The 20,317-nt window shown below is 40.9% G+C and carries 18 protein-coding genes and 1 riboswitch; of the genes, 7 read left to right on the plus strand and 11 right to left on the minus strand.

The features are described from left to right. Positions 1-100: 100 nt before the first annotated feature. Entirely contained in the window at positions 101-1,294 is a 1,194-nt protein-coding gene (locus SJY38_RS10475; protein ID WP_377109717.1) for an HD-GYP domain-containing protein, read from the plus strand. Positions 1,295-1,343: 49 nt separating this feature from the next. Here the strand turns inward: SJY38_RS10475 and SJY38_RS10480 are convergent, their stop codons facing one another. The 6 genes from SJY38_RS10480 to SJY38_RS10505 all read right to left on the minus strand — a co-directional run bounded on the left by SJY38_RS10480 (position 1,344) and on the right by SJY38_RS10505 (position 6,923). Then, the gene (locus SJY38_RS10480) at positions 1,344-2,426 is read right to left on the minus strand and encodes a general secretion pathway protein GspB (protein ID WP_377109718.1); all 1,083 of its coding nucleotides are present in this window, start codon (positions 2,424-2,426) and stop codon (positions 1,344-1,346) included. An 11-nt stretch (positions 2,427-2,437) separates the two neighbouring features. Then, positions 2,438-3,355, minus strand: a complete 918-nt coding sequence (locus tag SJY38_RS10485; RefSeq protein ID WP_024034318.1) for an ExeA family protein — start codon at positions 3,353-3,355, stop codon at positions 2,438-2,440. Between the two features lie 175 nt (positions 3,356-3,530). Beyond that, the gene (locus SJY38_RS10490) at positions 3,531-4,049 is read right to left on the minus strand and encodes a DUF1566 domain-containing protein (RefSeq protein ID WP_248442955.1); all 519 of its coding nucleotides are present in this window, start codon (positions 4,047-4,049) and stop codon (positions 3,531-3,533) included. Positions 4,050-4,058: 9 nt separating this feature from the next. Then, positions 4,059-5,714 (minus strand): DUF1566 domain-containing protein, encoded by a 1,656-nt coding sequence (locus SJY38_RS10495; RefSeq protein WP_273607307.1) that lies wholly within the window; start codon positions 5,712-5,714, stop codon positions 4,059-4,061. A gap of 151 nt (positions 5,715-5,865) precedes the next feature. Beyond that, positions 5,866-6,198 (minus strand): hypothetical protein, encoded by a 333-nt coding sequence (locus tag SJY38_RS10500; RefSeq protein WP_024034321.1) that lies wholly within the window; start codon positions 6,196-6,198, stop codon positions 5,866-5,868. Between the two features lie 20 nt (positions 6,199-6,218). Further along, positions 6,219-6,923, minus strand: coding sequence for a DUF2982 domain-containing protein (locus SJY38_RS10505; protein WP_286740229.1), 705 nt, complete (start codon positions 6,921-6,923; stop codon positions 6,219-6,221). Between the two features lie 246 nt (positions 6,924-7,169). Between SJY38_RS10505 and SJY38_RS10510 the strand changes: the two genes are divergently transcribed. The 3 genes from SJY38_RS10510 to msrA all read left to right on the plus strand — a co-directional run bounded on the left by SJY38_RS10510 (position 7,170) and on the right by msrA (position 11,959). Beyond that, entirely contained in the window at positions 7,170-8,222 is a 1,053-nt protein-coding gene (locus SJY38_RS10510) for an efflux RND transporter periplasmic adaptor subunit (RefSeq protein WP_004587178.1), read from the plus strand. 3 nt (positions 8,223-8,225) lie between these two features. Then, on the plus strand, positions 8,226-11,333 hold the full coding sequence (locus tag SJY38_RS10515; protein ID WP_377109719.1) for an efflux RND transporter permease subunit: 3,108 nt from the start codon (positions 8,226-8,228) through the stop codon (positions 11,331-11,333). Between the two features lie 89 nt (positions 11,334-11,422). Beyond that, positions 11,423-11,959, plus strand: coding sequence for a peptide-methionine (S)-S-oxide reductase MsrA (msrA, locus tag SJY38_RS10520; RefSeq protein ID WP_273607304.1), 537 nt, complete (start codon positions 11,423-11,425; stop codon positions 11,957-11,959). Between the two features lie 245 nt (positions 11,960-12,204). On the opposite strand, the gene SJY38_RS10525 is transcribed toward msrA, so the two are convergent. From SJY38_RS10525 to SJY38_RS10535, 3 genes are all read right to left on the minus strand, one after another. Beyond that, entirely contained in the window at positions 12,205-14,034 is a 1,830-nt protein-coding gene (locus tag SJY38_RS10525; RefSeq protein WP_288421947.1) for a TonB-dependent receptor domain-containing protein, read from the minus strand. A gap of 36 nt (positions 14,035-14,070) precedes the next feature. Further along, a riboswitch (cobalamin riboswitch) is annotated at positions 14,071-14,234 on the minus strand. An 86-nt stretch (positions 14,235-14,320) separates the two neighbouring features. Then, positions 14,321-15,103, minus strand: a complete 783-nt coding sequence (locus SJY38_RS10530) for an ABC transporter substrate-binding protein (protein WP_288421949.1) — start codon at positions 15,101-15,103, stop codon at positions 14,321-14,323. 267 nt (positions 15,104-15,370) lie between these two features. Beyond that, positions 15,371-15,853, minus strand: coding sequence for a YajQ family cyclic di-GMP-binding protein (locus SJY38_RS10535; RefSeq protein WP_004588518.1), 483 nt, complete (start codon positions 15,851-15,853; stop codon positions 15,371-15,373). 150 nt (positions 15,854-16,003) lie between these two features. On the opposite strand from SJY38_RS10535, the gene SJY38_RS10540 reads away from it, so the two are divergent. Next, entirely contained in the window at positions 16,004-16,357 is a 354-nt protein-coding gene (locus SJY38_RS10540) for a VanZ family protein (protein ID WP_064386896.1), read from the plus strand. Then, complete coding sequence (locus SJY38_RS10545; protein WP_273610685.1) at positions 16,350-17,252, plus strand: ketopantoate reductase family protein; 903 nt, start codon at positions 16,350-16,352, stop codon at positions 17,250-17,252. Before SJY38_RS10540 ends, SJY38_RS10545 begins: the two co-directional genes overlap by 8 nt. A 26-nt stretch (positions 17,253-17,278) precedes the next feature. On the opposite strand, the gene thiI is transcribed toward SJY38_RS10545, so the two are convergent. After that, positions 17,279-18,736 carry a tRNA uracil 4-sulfurtransferase ThiI gene (gene thiI / locus SJY38_RS10550; RefSeq protein ID WP_004588521.1) on the minus strand — a complete coding sequence of 486 codons (1,458 nt, stop codon included), beginning with the start codon at positions 18,734-18,736 and terminating at the stop codon, positions 17,279-17,281. A gap of 97 nt (positions 18,737-18,833) precedes the next feature. Continuing rightward, positions 18,834-19,487 carry a TetR/AcrR family transcriptional regulator gene (locus SJY38_RS10555; RefSeq protein ID WP_004588522.1) on the minus strand — a complete coding sequence of 218 codons (654 nt, stop codon included), beginning with the start codon at positions 19,485-19,487 and terminating at the stop codon, positions 18,834-18,836. A 327-nt stretch (positions 19,488-19,814) separates the two neighbouring features. Here SJY38_RS10555 and coaD point away from each other — a divergent pair, with 327 nt between their 5' ends. Further along, positions 19,815-20,306 carry a pantetheine-phosphate adenylyltransferase gene (gene coaD, locus SJY38_RS10560; protein WP_004588523.1) on the plus strand — a complete coding sequence of 164 codons (492 nt, stop codon included), beginning with the start codon at positions 19,815-19,817 and terminating at the stop codon, positions 20,304-20,306. Positions 20,307-20,317 lie beyond the last annotated feature (11 nt).

A 20,317-nucleotide genomic window follows, 5' to 3' on the forward strand; every position in this document is an offset into this window, starting at 1 on the left:
CTAAAAATGTAAAAAAAGGCACTTAAAAGTGCCTTTTTTTTTACCCTGCAACGTATAATGATGCTAATTTAAACAAAGACCCATTACAGAAGTAAAAAAATTGAAAGTTATCTCTATTTCGCAATTACAGCCTGGCATGTTTGTTCAAAGTGTTACAAAACAAACTGGGCGCATTAAAATTAAAAACCAAGGCTGGGTTAAAACTCAGGCGAGTATCGATAAACTCAAAAAAGCGGGCATTTTAGAAATAGAGATAGATCCAGATAAAACATTAACTACACCCGAGCCCGACACTCAAGCCCCTGCGCCTAAGGCAGAGATTAAAAAACGCGACCCTTGGCTTAAAGTTCATAGTAGCGAACAAGAAATGGGCAAAGCTAAAAAGCTCTACGACGAAGCTAAAACACTTCAACAAAAGGCCTTTGGCGATATTAAAGCGGGTAGAGATATAGACATAGCGCCTTTTAAAGAGCTTGCCATTGGCTTTATGGACTCTATTTTTAGAAACCAAGATGCCCTAGCCTGCTTAACGCAAATGCGCCAAAAAGATGCTTACTTACTTGAGCACTCTATCAACGTTTCTATTTTAATGGGTATTTTTGCAAAGCACTTAGGCATAGAGCGCGACATTATTGTAGAGCTCACTACAGGTGCTTTGTTACATGACATAGGAAAAATTAAAATTCCTGACGAAGTACTCAATAAACCAGGCCGCTTTAGTGATGACGAATTTAAAATTATGCAAAACCATGCTCTGTATTCTAAGCAAATTTTGGAAGAAGCAGGGTTAACGGGAATTGCTGTAGATATTGCCGGCCTACACCATGAGCGCTTAGACGGAAAAGGCTACCCGTTTGCCAAAAAAGGTGATGAGATAAGCCAATACGTGCGTATGGCGTCAATTGTAGATGTATATGATGCACTTACGGCAGAGCGGGTATATAAAGCCGGTATGGAGCCTATAAAAGCGTTTAAAATTTTAAAAGATGGTTGCCCTGATAGTTTTGATGGTGAACTACTTACTAAGTTTATCCAATGTATTGGCATTCACCCAGTAGGCACCTTGGTGCGCTTATCTAGCCAAAAAGTAGGCTTGGTTACGCAGAGTAACCCTGAAACACCTTTAAAGCCGGTGGTTAAAACATTTTATAGTGCTAAACACGGTCGCTACACGGAAATGCAAGATATAAACTTGGCAAATAAAAAAACAGCCGACAAGCTCGAATCAACTGTTAAGCCGACCGACTACAACATTGATTTAGAGCGCTTTTACAAAAACGCTATTTTACCTTGAGTTAAAAAGTAAAGCCGCAGTTTTGCGGCTTTACTTTATTAGCTGCGCTTTATTGCGGCCAATCCTGCAAAGCTTTAATACTGAATTCATAACCATCAAAATCAAGTACACTTTGCTCTGGGGTAATTTCGCGCACTGTTAGTGCCCCTATGCTCTCCCCTTCGTGTAGCTCTCTGCCATTAAGCTTTATCCAGCGTTTATCTGCACTTGAAGAGTATATATGTGCTTGGTATTTAATGCTTGGTAGCATGGCTTGTAAACCATCTGGTAATAGCTCAACCGGTTTAACTCGAGATGAACTGCGTGAGGCCTGCGTTACTTCGTAATCTTGTTCTTGCTCCGAGTCTTTTATCGCTTGTGCAAAGGCATCTTTTAATTTACTCGGTACAGCATCAAGCTCCGGACTACTTTGCGGCGCTTGCGTGTGTGGCGTATTTTCACCATTCAGTGGTTTTCCAAGCACTTTGTACTTGCTCATATCTAAACCTGCTGAGCTTGTATTTTGTGCTTGCGGCTGCATAAATTGCGTGTTTTGGCCGTGTGCATTATAAGCAAGTGGATTATAGCTTTGCGTATTAGGTAGCTGTGCATTGTAAGTTTGCTGATTAAACGCATTTTGATTATACCCGTTAGCATTTATAGGGGTTTGCACATTGTAACCTGGTTGCTGCTGCGCCGGATTATCATTAATAGGGATATACTGCCCTTGTGGGGTAAGCAACATTTTTTGTACCCCGGTAGGTGTTTGTACATACACCAACTGCCCTTTAATCGTTGCTTTATTACTATTTTTTTCAGCCTCTGAAGACGGTGATGTTACAGGCTTTTCGGCTTTATTTTGCGCTGTAGTTGGCTCATCTGTTACAGCTTGTTTTTGTTTTTTGCTATCAGTGCTAACAACGTCAACCGGCTGGCTTGTTTTTAATAGTGCGCTGCTTTGAAACCACTTACCCGCTGTAAAGCCACCCGCTATGGCAATAAATGCTGCAATTGCGCCACCAAGTAGCCACACCATTTTTTTATAGCGCGCAAGTGCTTGCTGCTGTTTTAACTGCGCTGACTGCAAATCATATTGCTCGGCGCTCATATCTGCTTGTTGAGATTGCTTTAATGCATCTAATAAATAAGACATAAATTACCTAACTATATAATAAACGACATGCCAACACCTACTGCAAACAAAGCAGCAAATGCTAAGTAATAATAAACACGGCCAGTGGATTTAGGCGCATTATTCTGCGCAGCCACAAAATCCATAGGCAGTGATTCTTGGGCTGATTGTTTTATAATATCACTATCAACAATAAGCTGCTGCTTAGAAAAAGCCCCGACTAACGCGCGCTCACAGACTAAATTCATTAAGCGTGGAATGCCGCCAGTTAACTGATGTACAGCTTGCATAGCATCGAGCGAAAACACGCCTTTATCACACCCGGCAATATGTAAACGATGCTTTATATACGCAACTGTTTGCCCTTGGGTGAGCGGTAATAAATGATACCGTGCTGTAATTCGCTGCGCCAACTGCCTAAGCTCAGTACGTTTTAATAATGCCTGAAGCTCTGGTTGACCCACTAAGACTATTTGTAACAGTTTTTTATGATCAGTTTCTATGTTGGTTAATAGTCGTAATTGCTCAAGCACATCGGGGGCAAGGAGCTGCGCTTCATCAATAATTAAAATTGTGTGCCCGCCCGCTTTGTTATTAGCCTCTAGGTGCTGCTTAATAATGTCGGTTAAACTTTTAAGGGTGGCATTTTGGGCATCGTAAGTAATGTTTAGCTCATCACAAATACTGGCCAAAAGCTCAAGCTCCGACAGCGCCGGATTATGGATCATTGCAACTTGAGTGTTCTCTGGCAGTTGCTCTAACATACTGCGGGTAATGGTGGTTTTGCCTGTTCCCACTTCGCCGGTTAGCAATACAAACCCGCCATCTTCGCCTAAACCATAGGTTAAGTGGGCAAGTGCCTCTTTGTGGCGTTCGCTTAAAAATAAATAATGGGGGTTGGGCGAGATCGAAAATGGCTTTTCGCTCAAGCCAAAGTAGCTTAAATACACCGCAATGTTCCTTCGTCATTAAAACTCGGCCTATAATGGCAAAAAAAACGACAAAGTAACAACGTTGTATGCGCTTTATTATTGAAATAACGTAAATTTATGTAAAACAAAAAAGCGCCGCTAAATTTAGCGGCGCGTTTGTATTAAAGCTAAGTGCTTGGCTATTTTATTTTACTTAGTTTTCGTAACGCACCAAACGTAAATACACGTCACTGGTTTTAGCATGTAAGCTATTAAGCCCACTATCAAACTGGTAAACCCATGCTGAGCTCATCGTGCTTACCCCTGAGGTATTACTCCAGTAGTTTTGCAATTTAGTGCCTAAAAACACCTCTTCGTTAATACTTGGCTCGGTGCAGCTGTGCTCTAAAATACTGGCAAGCTCTTTAACATTAGGCACCTGCCAATCGTCGTAATCGGCAGTGGTGTCGTTTTCTGCGCCTCTGAGTGCTTCTTGCCAATTAAGTGACGGGGTAGAGCCTGTGCATGTTTCAGTGTCGCTATCGTAAACTTGTCCGTAGCTACAACGTTGCCACATTAGGCCTGTTTCTGTATCTAACACTGTGCCATCGTCATTAAGAGTGAAGCGAGTGGTTGGTGTTGTTGTATCCGCCCCGTCGTAACACGTTTGCGCTGCGGCTAGTTGAAAGCTTACGCTAAATACAGCCATTGAAAATAGTAAGCATGTTTTCATGATTTTCTCCTATCGGCTTCTGACTAAACGTACATACGCGTATTTTTCTTTCGGGTAGGCTAAGTCATTCCCGTTGCTCATATCGATAATGTACGCTTGCGATAAGCTGGTACCATCGGCTGCAGTTTGCGATGTCCAGTACGGTAAATTCACATCATCTATAGCGCCTGCTTCTGGCATATTTGGAAAAAACGCTTCATCAATTAATACGTTTTCGCCCTGCTTGCCATAATCAATTAAGCTCAACAGCTCAGTGTAAGTTGGTAAGCGCCAATTGGTACCGCCGCAAAAATCTAAGTCGTTCACTTCATTTATATAGGTTTGCACACCACAGCTTGTATCATCTGGACAGGTGGTATTAGCAGTACTGGTATCGGTAAAGGTTGTCGTGCCTAAATCCCAAAAGTAATGATTTTGGCCATCGCGTAAGGTGGTATTAGGTAATGTACCTGACTCTACACTTTTCACTTCCCATACAAGCCCCGTTACGTTGTCGCGTATACAAGTAAAGTCGTCACTATCATCAGCCACTTCATCGGCAAACTGATTTAGCTTAGTGTAGTCAAACGCAAGGTTACCTTGGCCTGCTTTATCGAGTTGGTTGGCAAAGCTGTCTCGACCAAGCTCTGCATCTTGACCCGGAAAGTCACTACTTTGGCAATTGATACGCTGGGTATTGTTATAACACTCGCCTAGGCCACTGTCGTTAATTAACCCTAATGCTTTTGGTGATACGTCAATAAATACGGTATCGGTGTCAGTGCGCCCTTTAGAATCAGTAACAGTGACTTCAAAGCTCAACGTGGTATCTAAATCAACGTCGGAGGCAAAAAATGTCGTGGTACATTGGCTAGTATTTGCCAGCGTTTCGGCATTGCCCGTTAATTGTTGCCAGCTACATGAAAACGTATCTGTTAGGGTGTCACTTTCACTTGCATCTAAGGTCACTTCCTCAAATTCTTCAACGTTTTGGTCATCTCCGGCATTGGCCACAACCAGCTCGTCTGTTTTATTTAATGTCATACTGTATTCAGTACTTGCCTCGCCGCCCTCGTCGTCGGTAACGCTTAATTGCCATATTAAATTAGTATTTGATTCAAGCAGCGGGTGGCTAAAACTTACCGTAGAGTTGTCAAAGTCGGTTACATCTAAATCAGGGCCTGAAATTAATTGCCACTGATAGCTATTAATTTGGCCATTTTCATCAGGGTCGCTCGACTCTTCAGCGCTTAACGTTACGGTGTCGTTATAGGTTGAAGGCAGTGTTTCTGGGGCTGTTTGACTAACAACAGCAAGCGGTAATTGATTACTTGAGGTAATAAATATGCTCACGTTGTCACTAACTAAGCTGCCATTATCTGTTTGATAGCTTACAGATAGTACAAGTTCACTATCGGCTTTAACATCGGGCGCAGTAATTGTTTGCTCTGCACCTTCAAGCGGGAAGCCGTCCACAGATGGGCCGCTAACGCGCTGCCAAGTAAAGGTACCGTCATCTGGTGAGCCTTGTGCGGTGATTGTAAACTCTGTTTTTTCTACAACTTGAAGATCGGTTCCGGCATTAACCGAGGTTTCAACAGTAGAGTCTTCACTACCGCCGCCTCCACCGCCACAGGCAGCCAATAAAAAACAAGATATAAGGGGAGTAAAAGCAAACGCTTTCATAAAACGCACCTATAATGTCAAATAATTACTATAGTGTAATCACTAGCAATAAAGGTGCCATTTAGAGTTATACCAATTCGCTTAATTAAGTGATCCATTTTGAGGCTGGAAAACGTGTCGCAAAATGATTAAGCATTATTGTGGATTAGTATTACATATACGTATCTTGATGAATACGCACAAACAGCTTAGTGCCTATTTTTGAGTAATCTACTTTGTATTCACGCCCATCAAGCGCCTGAATAAACAACAGCTGTTTTTCTTCACCAAAAATATCAGCGCTACTTACATTAACAATTTCAAGGTAACGCTCTTTGGCATCACGCCGGTTTTTAGGTAGATCCTCTTTAAATGGCTCCAAACCATTTTGAGTTACCTTTATACGTGGGTGCTGCTCTGCATTTACAATGACTAGATCAAGCTTTTTATCTTTATGGATGATGGTATTGCGACCACTCTTTATAAAAGATCTTTCTTGGCTCATTATTTTTCCTACTATCGCATTTAGTGTCCAACTTGCGATGCTATAAACCGTTCAGGTGCGCGTTTCCATTTATTTAAATCGGCACTGAACGACCAAATGTCTGTCTCTAATACACTTGCGGGTAACAGTAAGTTATATCCCGTTAACAACTCAAGGTGCTTGGCTCTGTTAGCAAACATAGCTATAAGTCCAGTATAGCTAAATCCTTTAGGTGAGGTGTATTGCGTCTCTTCTATTAACCATTCTGATGGGCAATTGCCATTTTTGCAATATTTTTGAACAGCTTGCATAAATAAATTACGCTGCTCTATCAGTAGTTTTCCGGCAATGCGTGGGTGTATAGCGCTTAAAAATTCGTCCATATCATTGAGCTTTAAACCTACTGCATTTAATTCAAGGTATTCAAGGCCATCAGCCACCTTAGGAATACCGCTGTGGTGTAAGTTACTAACATGTAACTGCCACTGGCCATATTTATGCTGATACACAAGTAAGGACTCACTAAGCACTAAACTGTAATAAGGTTCCTGTGTTTTTAAAAAACCAATAAAAATAGCAGCTATGCACATGCTTACTAAAAAAATTTCTATTAAGCTAATTTCACCCGGGCGCAGTAAATTAAACAGCATAATAAATACTAAACCTACGCTGCCTACAGTAAGTACTTCAATGCCATTGCGCGCCCCTTGCGCCCTGTATTTTATTATTGAACTTGGCTTACCCATATTGGTAAAAAGCCATATAAAATAAAAACATAACAATACCCCAAAGTATTATTTTTCTCATTGTTAAACAGGTTTTACACTGCGGTGGTTGCTTCATCGTTTTATCATAATTTTAGTGTTAAATGGGAACAAGTAATTAGTCTCATAAATTTTTACGCCTAACGCACAAATTTATGAGACACATAACCGCCTTTTCACGGTCTTATTTCGTACAATACTTACAATTTATTTTCAGGTATGAAAACGATGTATTCAAAACAGTCAGGTAAAGCTCTTTTTCCATTTTTAATTACGCTTCTTGTTATTTTAAGTGTGTACTTATATTTGCCATCTAGCCATGGTGAACAATCTAATTCAAGTGATACACCCACACAGGTGATGGCTCATACGGTATCGTCTCAAGAAAACATCGTTATGATTGAAGCCATAGGCAGTGCACGCGCAAACCAAGCAATTTATATAAAAAGCGCACAAAGCGATTATGTTACACACATATATTTTGAAGATGGCGACTTAGTAAGTAAAGGCCAACGCCTTGTGCAGCTGCAAAATCAGCAAGAACAATACGCTGTAAAAGAGCTAGGCATTAACTTAAAAGAAGAAAAACGTCAATTAAGCCGCCTTACTGAGCTTTCTCGTACGCAATCTACCGCTAAATCATTATTAGAAGAGCAGCTTTCTCGCGTAGATGCCACGCAAGCCCAACTAGAAAGCGCTAAAACCAAACTTGATGAAATGCTAATTACCGCACCGTTTTCTGGCTTATTAGGCAAACGAGAAGTGTCGGTTGGTGCTTATGTAAGTAGCGATACAATTATTACAACGCTTGATGATATTAGTATTATAAAAGTTGACTTTAAAGTCCCTGAAAAATATTTATCTCAACTTAACCTAGGCATGAAAGTACATACTCAAAACGATGCCTACCCAGGGCGCACCTTTACCGGCAAAGTGACCCATATTAGTTCTCGTATCGACTCGATTACTCGCAGTGTAGAAGTAACCGCAAGCTTTGCTAATAAATCCGGGCTATTACGCCCTGGTATGCTTTTAAACACCGCTCTGGAGCTTAGTAGTAATCAGGCGCTTATGGTGCCAGAAAAAGCCGTGATCCCACTGCAAGATAAACATTTTGTATACCAAGTAAAAGAGGGTATTGCCAACAAGGTAGAAGTGCATGTTGCAGGCAGAAATAACGGCTGGGTAGCGATTGATGAAGGCCTTAGCGATGGCGAGCAAGTGATTACCGAAGGCATTATTAAAATTCGCCCTGGTAGCAAAGTAAGTGTTGAGGGTTAATCGGTGAAAATTACAGATACGAGTGTTAAACGCCCTGTTTTTGCCATAGTAATTAACTTACTACTGCTAACATTTGGCTTGGTGGCTTTTTCGATGCTACCACTTAGGGAATACCCAGATATTGAAACCCCTATTGTCAGTATTAGTACTGACTACACTGGTGCTTCGGCAGAAATAGTCGAGACAAAAATAACGCAAATATTAGAAAACCGGATATCGGGTATTGAAGGCATTAAAAGTATTAATTCTTCAAGCAGAAATGGGCGCTCTAATATCGTTATTGAGTTTGATATAAGCCGTGATATTGACGCAGCCTCAAACGATGTACGAGAGAGAGTAGCCCGCGCACTAGATAACCTACCAGAGCAAGTGCGCCCCCCAGAGGTGTCTAAGTCAAACAGTGACGAGAGCCCTATTGCTTGGTTTGTACTTAACAGTGAAACCATGAACTCGCTGCAATTGAGCGATTATGCACAGCGCTTTATTGTCGACCGATTAGCCGTTGTAGATGGCGTTTCAAATGTACGTATTGGTGGTGAGCGCCAATACGCCATGAAAATTTGGCTAAACCGCCAAGCCATGGCTGCTCGAGGGATCACTTCGAGTGATATCGAAAACACCCTACGCAGTGAAAACGTAGAGCTACCAGCAGGTGAAATTGAATCTATCGACCGCGATTTTACCGTACGAACAGCGCGTAGCTATAAAGACCAACGTGATTTTCAAAACTTAGTTATTAAACGTGGTGAAGACGGCTACCTTGTGCGTTTAGGTGAAGTTGCCGATGTACATTTAGAAGCCGCCGACGATGAAAGCCTGTTCCGTGGTAACGGCCGTAACATGATTGGCCTTGGCATAGTAAAGCAAGCTAAAGCAAACACCTTAACAGTGGTAGACAACGCCCGCAGTGAACTTGAAAAAATAAAACGTAATTTGCCAGAGGGCACCACTATTCAAGACAGCTACGACTCGTCTATTTTTATTAAAGAGTCAATCAACGAAGTATATAGCACGCTTGCCATTTCTATGGGGTTAGTGGTGTTAATAATATTTATCTTTTTAGGTAATATTCGCGCTACGCTTATCCCCGCCGTTACTGTGCCTGTAGCACTTGTTGGCAGCTTTATGTTTTTACTTGCCATGGGTTATTCAATCAACTTATTAACCTTACTTGCGCTGGTATTAGCAATTGGCCTAGTCGTAGATGACGCCATTGTAATGCTTGAAAATATTCACCGTCGGATTGAGCTTGGCGAGCCACCTTTATTAGCGGCCTTTAGAGGTGCCCGCGAAGTAGGCTTTGCAATTATTGCGACAACGCTTGTGCTTATTTCGGTGTTTGTACCTTTAGTATTTATGGATGGGCGAATTGGCGCCTTGTTTACAGAGTTTGCAATGGCTGTAAGTGCCGCGGTGTTTTTCTCTAGTATTACTGCCCTTACCCTCTCGCCGGCGCTGTGCTCTAAAGTTTTAAAAGCGTCAGAAAAAGAAAGTAAATTTAGCCAATGGATGGACCGTGTTTTTAGCAAAGTTGAAAACTGTTACCGCCAATCGCTTACCTCAAATATGACCAAAAAATGGGGCTTAATGATAAGCCTAGTACTTGCTGGTTTTGTTAGCTACTCGTTGTTTTTGCAAGTGCCCTCTGAGCTTACGCCAAAAGAAGACCGCGGTACCTTTTTTATTATGATGAGCGGCCCTGAAGGCGCAAGTTATGAAAATAACGCTGCCAACATGGCCAAAATAGAAGAGCGCCTGCTTCCTTACTCAGAAGCTGGCGAATTAAGCCGTGTTTTAGTGCGCGTACCGGGCTGGGGCGGCAGTGGCGGTGTTGCTATCGTTGGTATGGCCGATTGGGATAAGCGCAAACGCTCTACCTGGGAAGTTATGGACGAAATAAGCGCCAAAATGACCGAAGTAACAGATGTACGTGCCTTTGCTATTATGCGCCGTGGTATTGGCGGTGGGGGCTCTTCTCGCCCCATTGAGTTTGTACTACAAGGTAACGATTACGAGCAACTTGCTGATTGGCGCGACCGCATTATAGAGCGCGCAGAAAAAAATCCAGGCTTGGTAAGAATCGATCACGACTATAAAGAAACCTTTCCACAATTTTTAGTCAGCATAGATAAAAACAAAGCCGCTGATTTAGGTGTGTCGGTATCAGATGTAGGCACCACGCTTGAAACCATGTTAGGGCAGCGCCGTGTTACCACCTTTATTGACCGAGGTGAAGAATACGATGTAATTTTAAAAGGCACTAAACAAGACTTTACAAACCCTACTGACATTTCAAATATTTACCTTAAATCACGCAGTGGTGAGCTGGTCCCACTAGATAGCCTTATAAGCTTAAAAGAAGAGGCCACAGCATCGCGCTTAAACCGTTATAACCGAATGCGCGCCATTACACTAACCGCTAATCTTGCGGACGGTTATACACTTGAACAAGCACTTAACTTTTTAAACAAAGTAGCCGCAGAAGAAAACGACATTGACGGCGCTGTAGATTATAAAGGTGAATCACAATTATATTACGAAGGCGCATCGGCCATGACCTATGTATTTGTGCTTGCCCTAACTGTAACCTTTTTAGTTTTAGCTGCCCAATTTGAAAGCTTTATGCACCCGTTTGTCATTATGCTAACAGTACCACTTGGCCTAATGGGCGCTATGTTTGGCCTATGGACAACTGGCTTAACGCTTAATATTTATAGCCAAATTGGTATTGTAATGCTGATAGGTTTAAGCGCTAAAAATGGTATTTTAATAGTCGAATTTACCAACCAACTGCGTGATAAAGGCGTAGAATTTAGTGAGGCTATTTTGCAAGCGGCCACTCAGCGCCTGCGCCCAATAATAATGACCTCTCTGACTACGGTAATGAGCGCAGTGCCTTTAGTATTGGCATCAGGCCCAGGCGCAGAGAGCCGCATGGTAATTGGTGTGGTGGTATTTACAGGGGTTATTGTATCAACATTGCTAACGCTTTATGTTGTGCCTGCGGCGTATTATGCCCTAGCCCGCAACACACAGTCGCCAGAGTTTTTACAGCAAAAATTAAATAAGCAAGCCGACTCTCACCCGTTAAAAGACAGCGAAGAAATTTAACTGAGCTTACACTGCGCCGTAACTTGCTGTTACGGCGTATTCAATTTATGCTCGCCTTAATACTGTAACAGACATAATTAGGACAACTTATGAGCACATCAACACAACTAGCAACATTTGGTGGAGGCTGTTTTTGGTGTATAGACGCTGCATTCAGACGAGTAAAAGGTGTACTAAACGTAAGCTCAGGTTACACCGGCGGCCATACCGACAACCCCACGTATAAATCAGTCTGCTCTGGTACAACAGGCCATGCTGAGGTTGTGCAACTGGAATTTGACAGCGCTGTAGTGAGTTTTGAAACACTGCTTAGCATGTTTTTTACGTTACACGATGCCACGCAATTAAATCGCCAAGGTAACGATATTGGCACACAGTATAGAAGTGTTGTTTATTACCACAACGATGCACAATTAAATCAAACCAATGAGATGATAGCCCAGCTACAAAACCATATTAGCGAACCAATAGTGACAGAGGTTAGCCCTGCTACCACATATTACCCAGCGGAGCATTATCATCAAGATTACTACAACGAAAACCCACAGCAGGGTTACTGTAGTATTTTAATTGCGCCTAAGTTACACAAGTTTGAAACTGTATTTAAAGAATTTTTAGCTGACTAGCTAATTTGCGTTGTTAAAATAATTCTAATACCAATCCGCATAATTAAGTGATCTATTTTGAGGATGGATAAACGTGTTGATAGCAAGGCAAAAAATTCGCTATTTAGTTGTTCTAAATGAGAATTTTTTAACGCAGATAGCGACACATTTAGCCCCTGAAAATGATTAAGTATTAATGCGAATTGGTATAAATACACATTAAAAAGCCCGATATAAATCGGGCTTTTGTATATTAAAAAACGCTATTAAAACTGATAGCTTGCACCTGCAAAAAAGCGGCGCTCTGGGGTGTTGTAGTAATATACGTCACCGCTTGTAAAGTCAGCTCTTGAGTCAACCACATTGTAATCTCTGTCAAATAGGTTCTCTACACGAAGCGACAGCTCAATATTATCGTTTACATGATAGTTACCCGCTAGGTTCCAAAGTGTATACGATCCTAGGCGCGTGACTGCACCCTCGCGATCACTGCGGTATTGCATATCAATGCGAGCATCAAAATCACCAAATTGCTTTGCGAGCTCCCAATTAACAGTGCGCTTGGCAACATTGCGTAGCTCATCGCCGGTTTCTTTGTTTTCGGCACTTAAATATGCAAAATTAAAGTGGCTATCAAAACCTAAAATTTGCTGTGTAAGGCTAAACTCAACCCCTTCATAGCGAGCTTCGTTTATATTAGCTAACGCAAAGTTTTCATCGTAATCAATTTTATCTTCGATATCGTTTCTAAAAATTGCAAAATCGACTTGTGCACTGTCAAAATTAACATTTACACCAAGCTCGCGGTTTATTGACTTTTCAGGTTGGAGATCCGGATTACCAAAATTTGGGTAGTATAAATCGTTAAATGTTGGCGCTTTAAAACCTGTGCTTTGACTAATTCTAAATGTTGAATTTTCAGATAAATGATAACCAGCCGCCGCAGTATAGGTTGTTTCATCACCAAACTGTTCATCGTCGTCTTGGCGAAGAGTTAAATTGGCAAGCACAGTGTCGGTGTCGTAATAAGCCCCAACAAACACTGCTAATACATCGCGGCTATCCTCATCAAATGCTAGCGAGCTTTGCGATACATCATCGTTATACCAATTAACGCCGCCGCTAATATTAAGCTCATTTGTTAAGCGGTATTGGCCGCTGTAATCTACTTGCGAGCGCTTAGTAATAAATGTACTGGTTAATGGCCCGCCGGTAAAAGAGTCCACATATGTGCTGTCAGAATCATCGGTTGCAAAAGCAACATCTATAGCATGAGATTGGTTAGTGTAGTTTTTGCTCCACTGCGCCGACAGTTGATAGTTTTTAAAGTCCCCTCTTTCAACCGTGCTCGTAGCCGGGCTAAAGCTGCTATCGTAATCCGCGTAGCCTTCGCTGTACTGGCCTAGTAGCTTAAAGTTACCGTAGTGTGCATCTGCATAGTTTACTTTAAAGCCTACGTTTTTATTTTCATAGCTGTCGTCATCGGGCGCTATACCTTGTAATGCATCAAAACCATCGGTTTTTTCAAAGCCTGCATTAAATGCGCTAACCACTTCATTTGATTTTACTGAACCTGCAAGCTGATAGTTTTGATAAGCGTTAGAGCCAAATGTGGCATCAAGTGATACATTGCTCGCTTCACGCGTTATTATATTAATAACCCCAGCTAATGCATCTGAGCCATACACAGCTGCACGCGAGCCTTTTATGATCTCGATTCGCTCAATACTATTTAGCGGCACGTTATTTAATGCTTTTTGTCCTAGCGTGGCTGAGCCCGTGCGTACACCATCAATTAAAATTAGCGTATCGCCAGAACCTGTACCACGTAAAGATACGCCGGACGTTTGGCCAAAGCCACCATTAGGATTAATCTGAAAACCCACTTGAGTGCTTAATAAGGTTGGTAAATCGCGTACATTGCTTGCATCTATTTCGGCGCGTTCAATTACATTAACGCTCGCTAATACATTATTTATTGATTGTTCAAATTTATTAGCGGTAACAGTGATTTTTTCAATTGGGCTTTGTGCAGCAGATACAGAAAAAGACAGCGCAGCCGAGATAGCAACGCCAAGAGTTGTTTTATTTAGCATGATGTTCCCTATCTTTGCCCACCGCAAAGATTTAAGTAAGTAAGATTACTTCAAGGCCGGTCTCCGGACTCAGTAAACACATAAATGCGTTAATACTTTACCGTTGCGGGGGCAGTGTTGGGATTGCTTTTATCATAAAGGCGCACCAACTTCCCGATTATCTCGCTGTTAGTTTTAATACTTTAAACCCTGTATTTAGCAACCAGCAAGCACCTTGAAAATAGGCGGTTATTGTGAGCAGTTTGTTTACAAATGTCAACGGACGTCTATATAGCTAAAGGTTAAATTATTTATTTTCAGTAAAGCTGGATGTTACGCCGTATGAACTTAAAAGCGCTGTGATTTTAGGTTTTATTTCAGGCGAATTTAAAAGCTTATCCATTTGTTTTACCGTAATTTTACTGCGCGCAGGATTAACTAAAAAATGAGTATCGTATATAGCATCTGGGGTATTACTCTTATAAAGCAGGTTCATATTAAAAATGTTGTTCTTTTTAAAGTATTGATAAGCTATGTTATTTAACACCCCTACATCGGCACGCTTTAATAGCAGCATTTTAACAACGTTAAACTCATCGATTGTTAAACTAACTTGGTGTTCTTCACTTAAATACTGTGCATCGGTTTTAAAATCAGCAAAACGATAGGAGTACCCCAATACTCCCGCTTTTGTTAAAGCATGTAAGTCATCGAAATAGCTTTGCTTTTGGGCGTTTTGTGCCAGCGTATACAACTCATTTTTAGCAATAACATAAAAGCTCGTTTCCTGTAAGGCACTTCTTGCTACCTCAGGCACCCATTGCATAGCCATTAAAAACAACATGTCGAACTCCCCCCATTCGACCCACTTTTTGAGCCTTTTTACAGGCAAAGAGTTAAGAGTAAATTTATATTCGCTTTGAGAGTCATTGAGTATTTTTACAAACTCAGGCGCTAACCCTTGCTCTTTTTCGGCATTAATAATAATTGGAAAGTAACCGTCCTCTACCAACACATCTACATTTATTGGCTTGGCAAAGCTAAACTTACTGCTCGCAATAATAAGTATAAAAACAAAAAACTTAAGCATTTAAAGCCTTTAACAGTCGCTATTAAGTAATATTGATATTAAGAATAGCCTAATATACGCAACTGCGTGATAAGCAGGTTTAATAATGCATTTAAATAACGTTAAAAGAGTATGGAATAACAGTGGACTAATTTTACACAGGTAAAAGGGGTTTAGGCTTGCGGGTAAGTAAAGGCTGTAATTAAGACGGGGGAAAATGTGTGGCTAATATATTTAATAACCACACATTTAAATTTTCACTTTAAAATACTAAAGGCACTTAGCTAATTAATCGCGAAAGTTTTTAAACTGGAAAGGCTGGCCTAAATCTGCAGTGCGAACGACTTGCATAGCGGCTTGTAAATCGTCACGCTTTTTACCCGTTACACGTACTTCTTCACCTTGAATAGCAGCTTGTACTTTTACTTTTGAGTCTTTAATGGCTTTAACTACTTTTTTAGCCATGTCTTTCTCAATGCCTTGCTTAAGTGCAACATTACGAAACACGTTTTTACCAGCACGAGTGATGTCTTGCAGCTCCAAGCTTGCTACGTCCATACCACGCTTAGAAATTTTACCTGCTAAAATATCAAACAATTGCATAACTTGTGAGTCAGCTTCTGCTTTTAGTTTAATTGTTTTGTCGTTTAGCTCAATTGATGCGTCAACACCTCTAAAGTCAAAGCGCGTTTCTAGCTCACGGTTGGCGTTATCTACTGCATTTTTAGCTTCGTTCATTTCTACTTCTGATACGATATCAAATGAAGGCATTGGGTTCTCCTAACTATTAAATCTAAATTTATGCGCCGATTATAACGCTAAAATTATAAATCTTTACATTTTTCTGCCAGTTGTTCAGGTGCGATACTAATTTAGTTTGATATACTGCAGCCTCTTTTTTAAGCGGTTTTAGGATTTATCGTGACAAGGCGTGTTTACCAAGCAGTTTTTTTGATTAGTATTGTGGTGTTTACCCTCTTATTTGCCAAAGAAATAAAAGGCGGCGTTACGAACTTATTTCCACATGTTGATAAAGTTGCCCACTTTGGGATTTTTTTTATACTTGCCATCATTATGGATAAAGCCTTTAAATTACCGCTGTACACGCAAGTACTTTTGCTTGCGGGCTACGGTGCAGCAATAGAAATAATGCAAGATGCGCTTCCCTACAGGCAGGCCTCTTTAGGTGATTTTATTGCTGATTTTGCCGGCGCGGCCACGTACTTTTTACTAAGAACCATTTTTACTCCTCGAAAAAAGAACCCTTATGGCTAATATTCTTATTATTGGCGACGGCGCTATTGGTTTATTGCTAAGCCATTTTTTATCTAAAGCTCACACTGTTCATGTGTTAACACGCAAAGCCACTGCAAATACACGCTTTTATTGCAAAGCAAAACAGCCTTCGCAAAAAATTAATGCGCGGTTTATTACGCTTAAGCAAATTAATGAACAGCCCGGGTTTGATATTGTTATTTTTGCTGTAAAGGCTTTTCAGGTTCAATCGGCCTTTACGCAAGTTAAACCCTTTTTATCGCCAAGTAGTGTACTTGTTGTATCGCACAACGGAATGGGTAATGTTGAAACGCTCAATGAGCAACTCGATAAGCGACAAGCGTTGTACTTTTTAACCACCAGCATGGCTGGCTTTAAAACAAACGACTTTATAGTACAGCACACCGGTGAAGGTAAAAGCGTATTAGGTGCCTGCAACCCTTGCGCGCACAGTTATCACCAAGCAATGTGTGAGCAATTGCAAAACGTGCCGCAGCTAAGCTACTGTACTAATATTGAGCAGCTACGGTTTGAAAAACTATTAGTAAATATTGCCATTAACCCATTAAGCGCACTGTATGATATTAAAAATGGTCAGTTACGTGCCCCTTATTTTAATAGCATTATTTTTAACTTATTAACTGAGGCATGCCAAATAGCCCATGCTTTAAAGCTTGATATTAAACTTGCCGATGCGCTTAACAACGCTTACAACGTAATGATGCTAACCGCTGAAAACTACTCTTCAATGCATCAAGACGTAGCGCATAACCGACAAACCGAAATAGACGCCATTTGTGGCTATATTAGCCAACAAGGTAAGCGATTAAATATCAGCACCCCGCAAAACGATGCTCTACTTGCTAAAATTAAGGCAAAAAAAAGCGTGGTATAAACCACGCTCTAAATTACGGTTAACCTTTACGGGCGGTAAACTTTTACACCCGTAAAGCCTGCTTCATGAAGAATAAGCGCCTGTAACTGGCTCATAACCCCTCTTTCACAATACAGGTAGTAATCCTTATCTTTTGGCAGATCACCAAATTTAGTCGCTAAGCGGAAAAACGGTAAATGCACTACATCTATACCGTCAATCTCAAGCGGCGCGGCATCCTCTTCCTCTGGTGAGCGAATATCAACAACCACTGCACCCGCTGGTAAATCAACTACCGACTCAGCTTCTTTAAGTTCTTGCTTAGCTTCTACGTCTATATCACGCACATCCATAATGCGAGCGTTTTCAACAACAGTATTAAGCACATCAAAGTCGAACTTTTCTTCTTCGGCTTTAATAACGTCAAGTTTAGCTTTAACCGTTGGCTTTTTAGATATTACGCCACAGTACTCAGGCATGGTTTCGGCCATTTCTGCGGTGCCAATTTTACGTGCAATATTTATAATTTCTTGTTTGTCGTGCTGAATAAGTGGGCGCAAAATCAGGGTTTCTGTTACGCGGTCAATTACACTTAAATTAGCTAAGGTTTGGCTAGAAACCTGACCTATACTCTCACCAGTTACCAAGGCTTGAATATTTAATTTTTCGGCTACTTGGCTGCCAGCACGCATCATCATGCGTTTTAGCACAACACCCATTTGGCTGTTTTCAACGTTCTCTAAAATTTCGGCAACAACCGGTTCAAAATCAACCGTGATAAATTTAACTTTATGGGTAGAGCTAAATTTTTTCCATAAATAGTAGCTGGCTTGCTTAACACCAATTTCGTGTGCTGCGCCACCTAAATTAAAGAATAAAAAGTGCGTGCGAGCGCCCTTACGGATCATCTGATAACTTGCTACACCAGAGTCAAAGCCGCCTGACATTAACGAAAGCACGTCTTCTTGTGTTGGCAGTGGAAAGCCTGCCATACCTAGGTGAGTTTGCGTAACTATGTAGGCTTTATCGTCTTTTACTTCTAAGCGAATAGTTACTTCTGGGCGGCTTAACTTAACGCGCGCGCCTTCAACGTGCTGGTTTAAACCACCACCCACGTAACGCTCTAAATCCGTAGAAGTAAAGTCGTGTTGACCAATACGCTTTGCGCGTACACAAAACGTTTTACCAACAATGGTGTGCCCTACTAGGTCTATGGTTTTTTTATAGATATCGTCAAGCGTTGTGAAGTCAGTTTCGGTCACTTCAATAAATTGCACAATACCAGGAATGCGCTGCAAGCTATCGATAAAGTCTAGGCGTGTTTGTGCATCATCAAGCTTAGTTACAACAGAAATATTATCCCAGTTGTTTCTTACTTGTACTTTTTCGTCAACACGGCGCAATACAATTTTAATGTTATTTTCTAACACTTTAGTAAAGCGTTTACGTACCGAACGGCTTTTAATGGCAATTTCAGGATGTAGTTTGACGATAAATTTAAGCATAGTTCACTCTTAGACTGCGGGAATTCGCGCTCCCAGGCATTGGGCGCGCGATTATAGCAAAAATTTTTGCGTCTAGGAACTAACCAACTAACAGCAGTTAGGCAAGCGCTGGCGCTTGCTCTGCAAGTTGGGTGTATTTTTCACGTAACTGATTCATTTTAAGAATGCTTTTTTCGGTGCTGTAAGCCCTAAATAATGCTAATACTTTTAAAATGCCATGATAAATATCTTGCTCAGCTAAATTACCACTGAGCCTACGCGCTTTAATATACGGAGTCCAAAAACTAACGGTTAGCTTAAGAGTATGGGCAAGTTCAAGCGCATCTTGCTCTTCTATGGCAATCATTTCGTTATCGCGCAGGCCTAAAATAACTTGGCGAACCTGCTCTAATAAAGTTGACTGAAAACCAATGTAGGCTTGTTTTAAGCTTTCATCTCTGGAGAGGATGTCGCCTAAGTTGTCGTAAAAAAAATGATAGCGCCACATTAGCTCAAATAACGAATCTAAATAAGCAGTTAAATGATCAAACGCATCATCGTTTGCTTCAATAGGTTTAAAATGAGTATGTAAATGCTCGCTGTAAAGCGCAAAAATATGTCGGATAATGTCTTCTTTATTTTTAAAATGATAGTAAAGATTACCCGGGCTCATCCCTAAATGTGATGCAATATGATTGGTTGATATTGCACGCTCACCATGTTCATTAAATAACGAAATACTGGTGTGTATTATTTTATCCTTAGTATTCATATGCGACGACTCAAATTAACTTATAAACTACATTACACTAAATATCAGCCTTGCAGTATAAACAAATCAGGCAGGTTTAAATACCATCATAATTTACTATTTTAAAATACGGGGGTCTGATTATGCTGCACGCAGGCATTTGCATTAATGTGGTGCTGTTAACTAACGCAAAGCCTAAGCAGCGTAATTACACTTTAAAAAACGGTAACGCATTTAAAGCACTTTTACTGATTAAATATCAAACATAAAAGCTCAACCTGATCTCCTAGGCTGATTTGTAGAACAAACACTGATAGACTACTTAAAAAATAATAGTTAGTGAAATCTATGAACGTTACGGCAATCTATCCTGGTACATTCGACCCGTTAACCAACGGCCACACCGACCTAATTCAGCGCGCAGCTAAAATGTTTAGCACAGTTATTGTTGCTATTGCTCATAACCCTTCTAAAAAGCCTTGCTTTAGTCTCGATGAGCGAGTTGATTTAGCCAACACTATTTTAGGGCATTTGAGTAATGTAAAAGTGATTGGCTTTTCAGGCTTACTAGCCGATTTAGCTTTTGATCATAAAGCTGATGTGCTTATTCGCGGTATTAGAGCGGTATCTGATTTTGATTACGAATTTCAGCTCGCAAATATGAACCGCCGCCTAAATCCAGATTTAGAAAGCGTATTTTTAACACCTTCTGAGCGCAACTCGTTTATATCATCAACCTTGGTAAAAGAAGTTGCCCGCCATAATGGCGATGTGAGCGAATTTGTAAGCCCACTTGTAGTGGATGCTTTAAAACAAAAGTTAGGCTGCGACGCAAGCTAAAAAAAACACAA

The organism is Pseudoalteromonas sp. R86517 (genome assembly GCF_042466295.1).
Classification (GTDB): domain Bacteria; phylum Pseudomonadota; class Gammaproteobacteria; order Enterobacterales; family Alteromonadaceae; genus Pseudoalteromonas; species Pseudoalteromonas atlantica.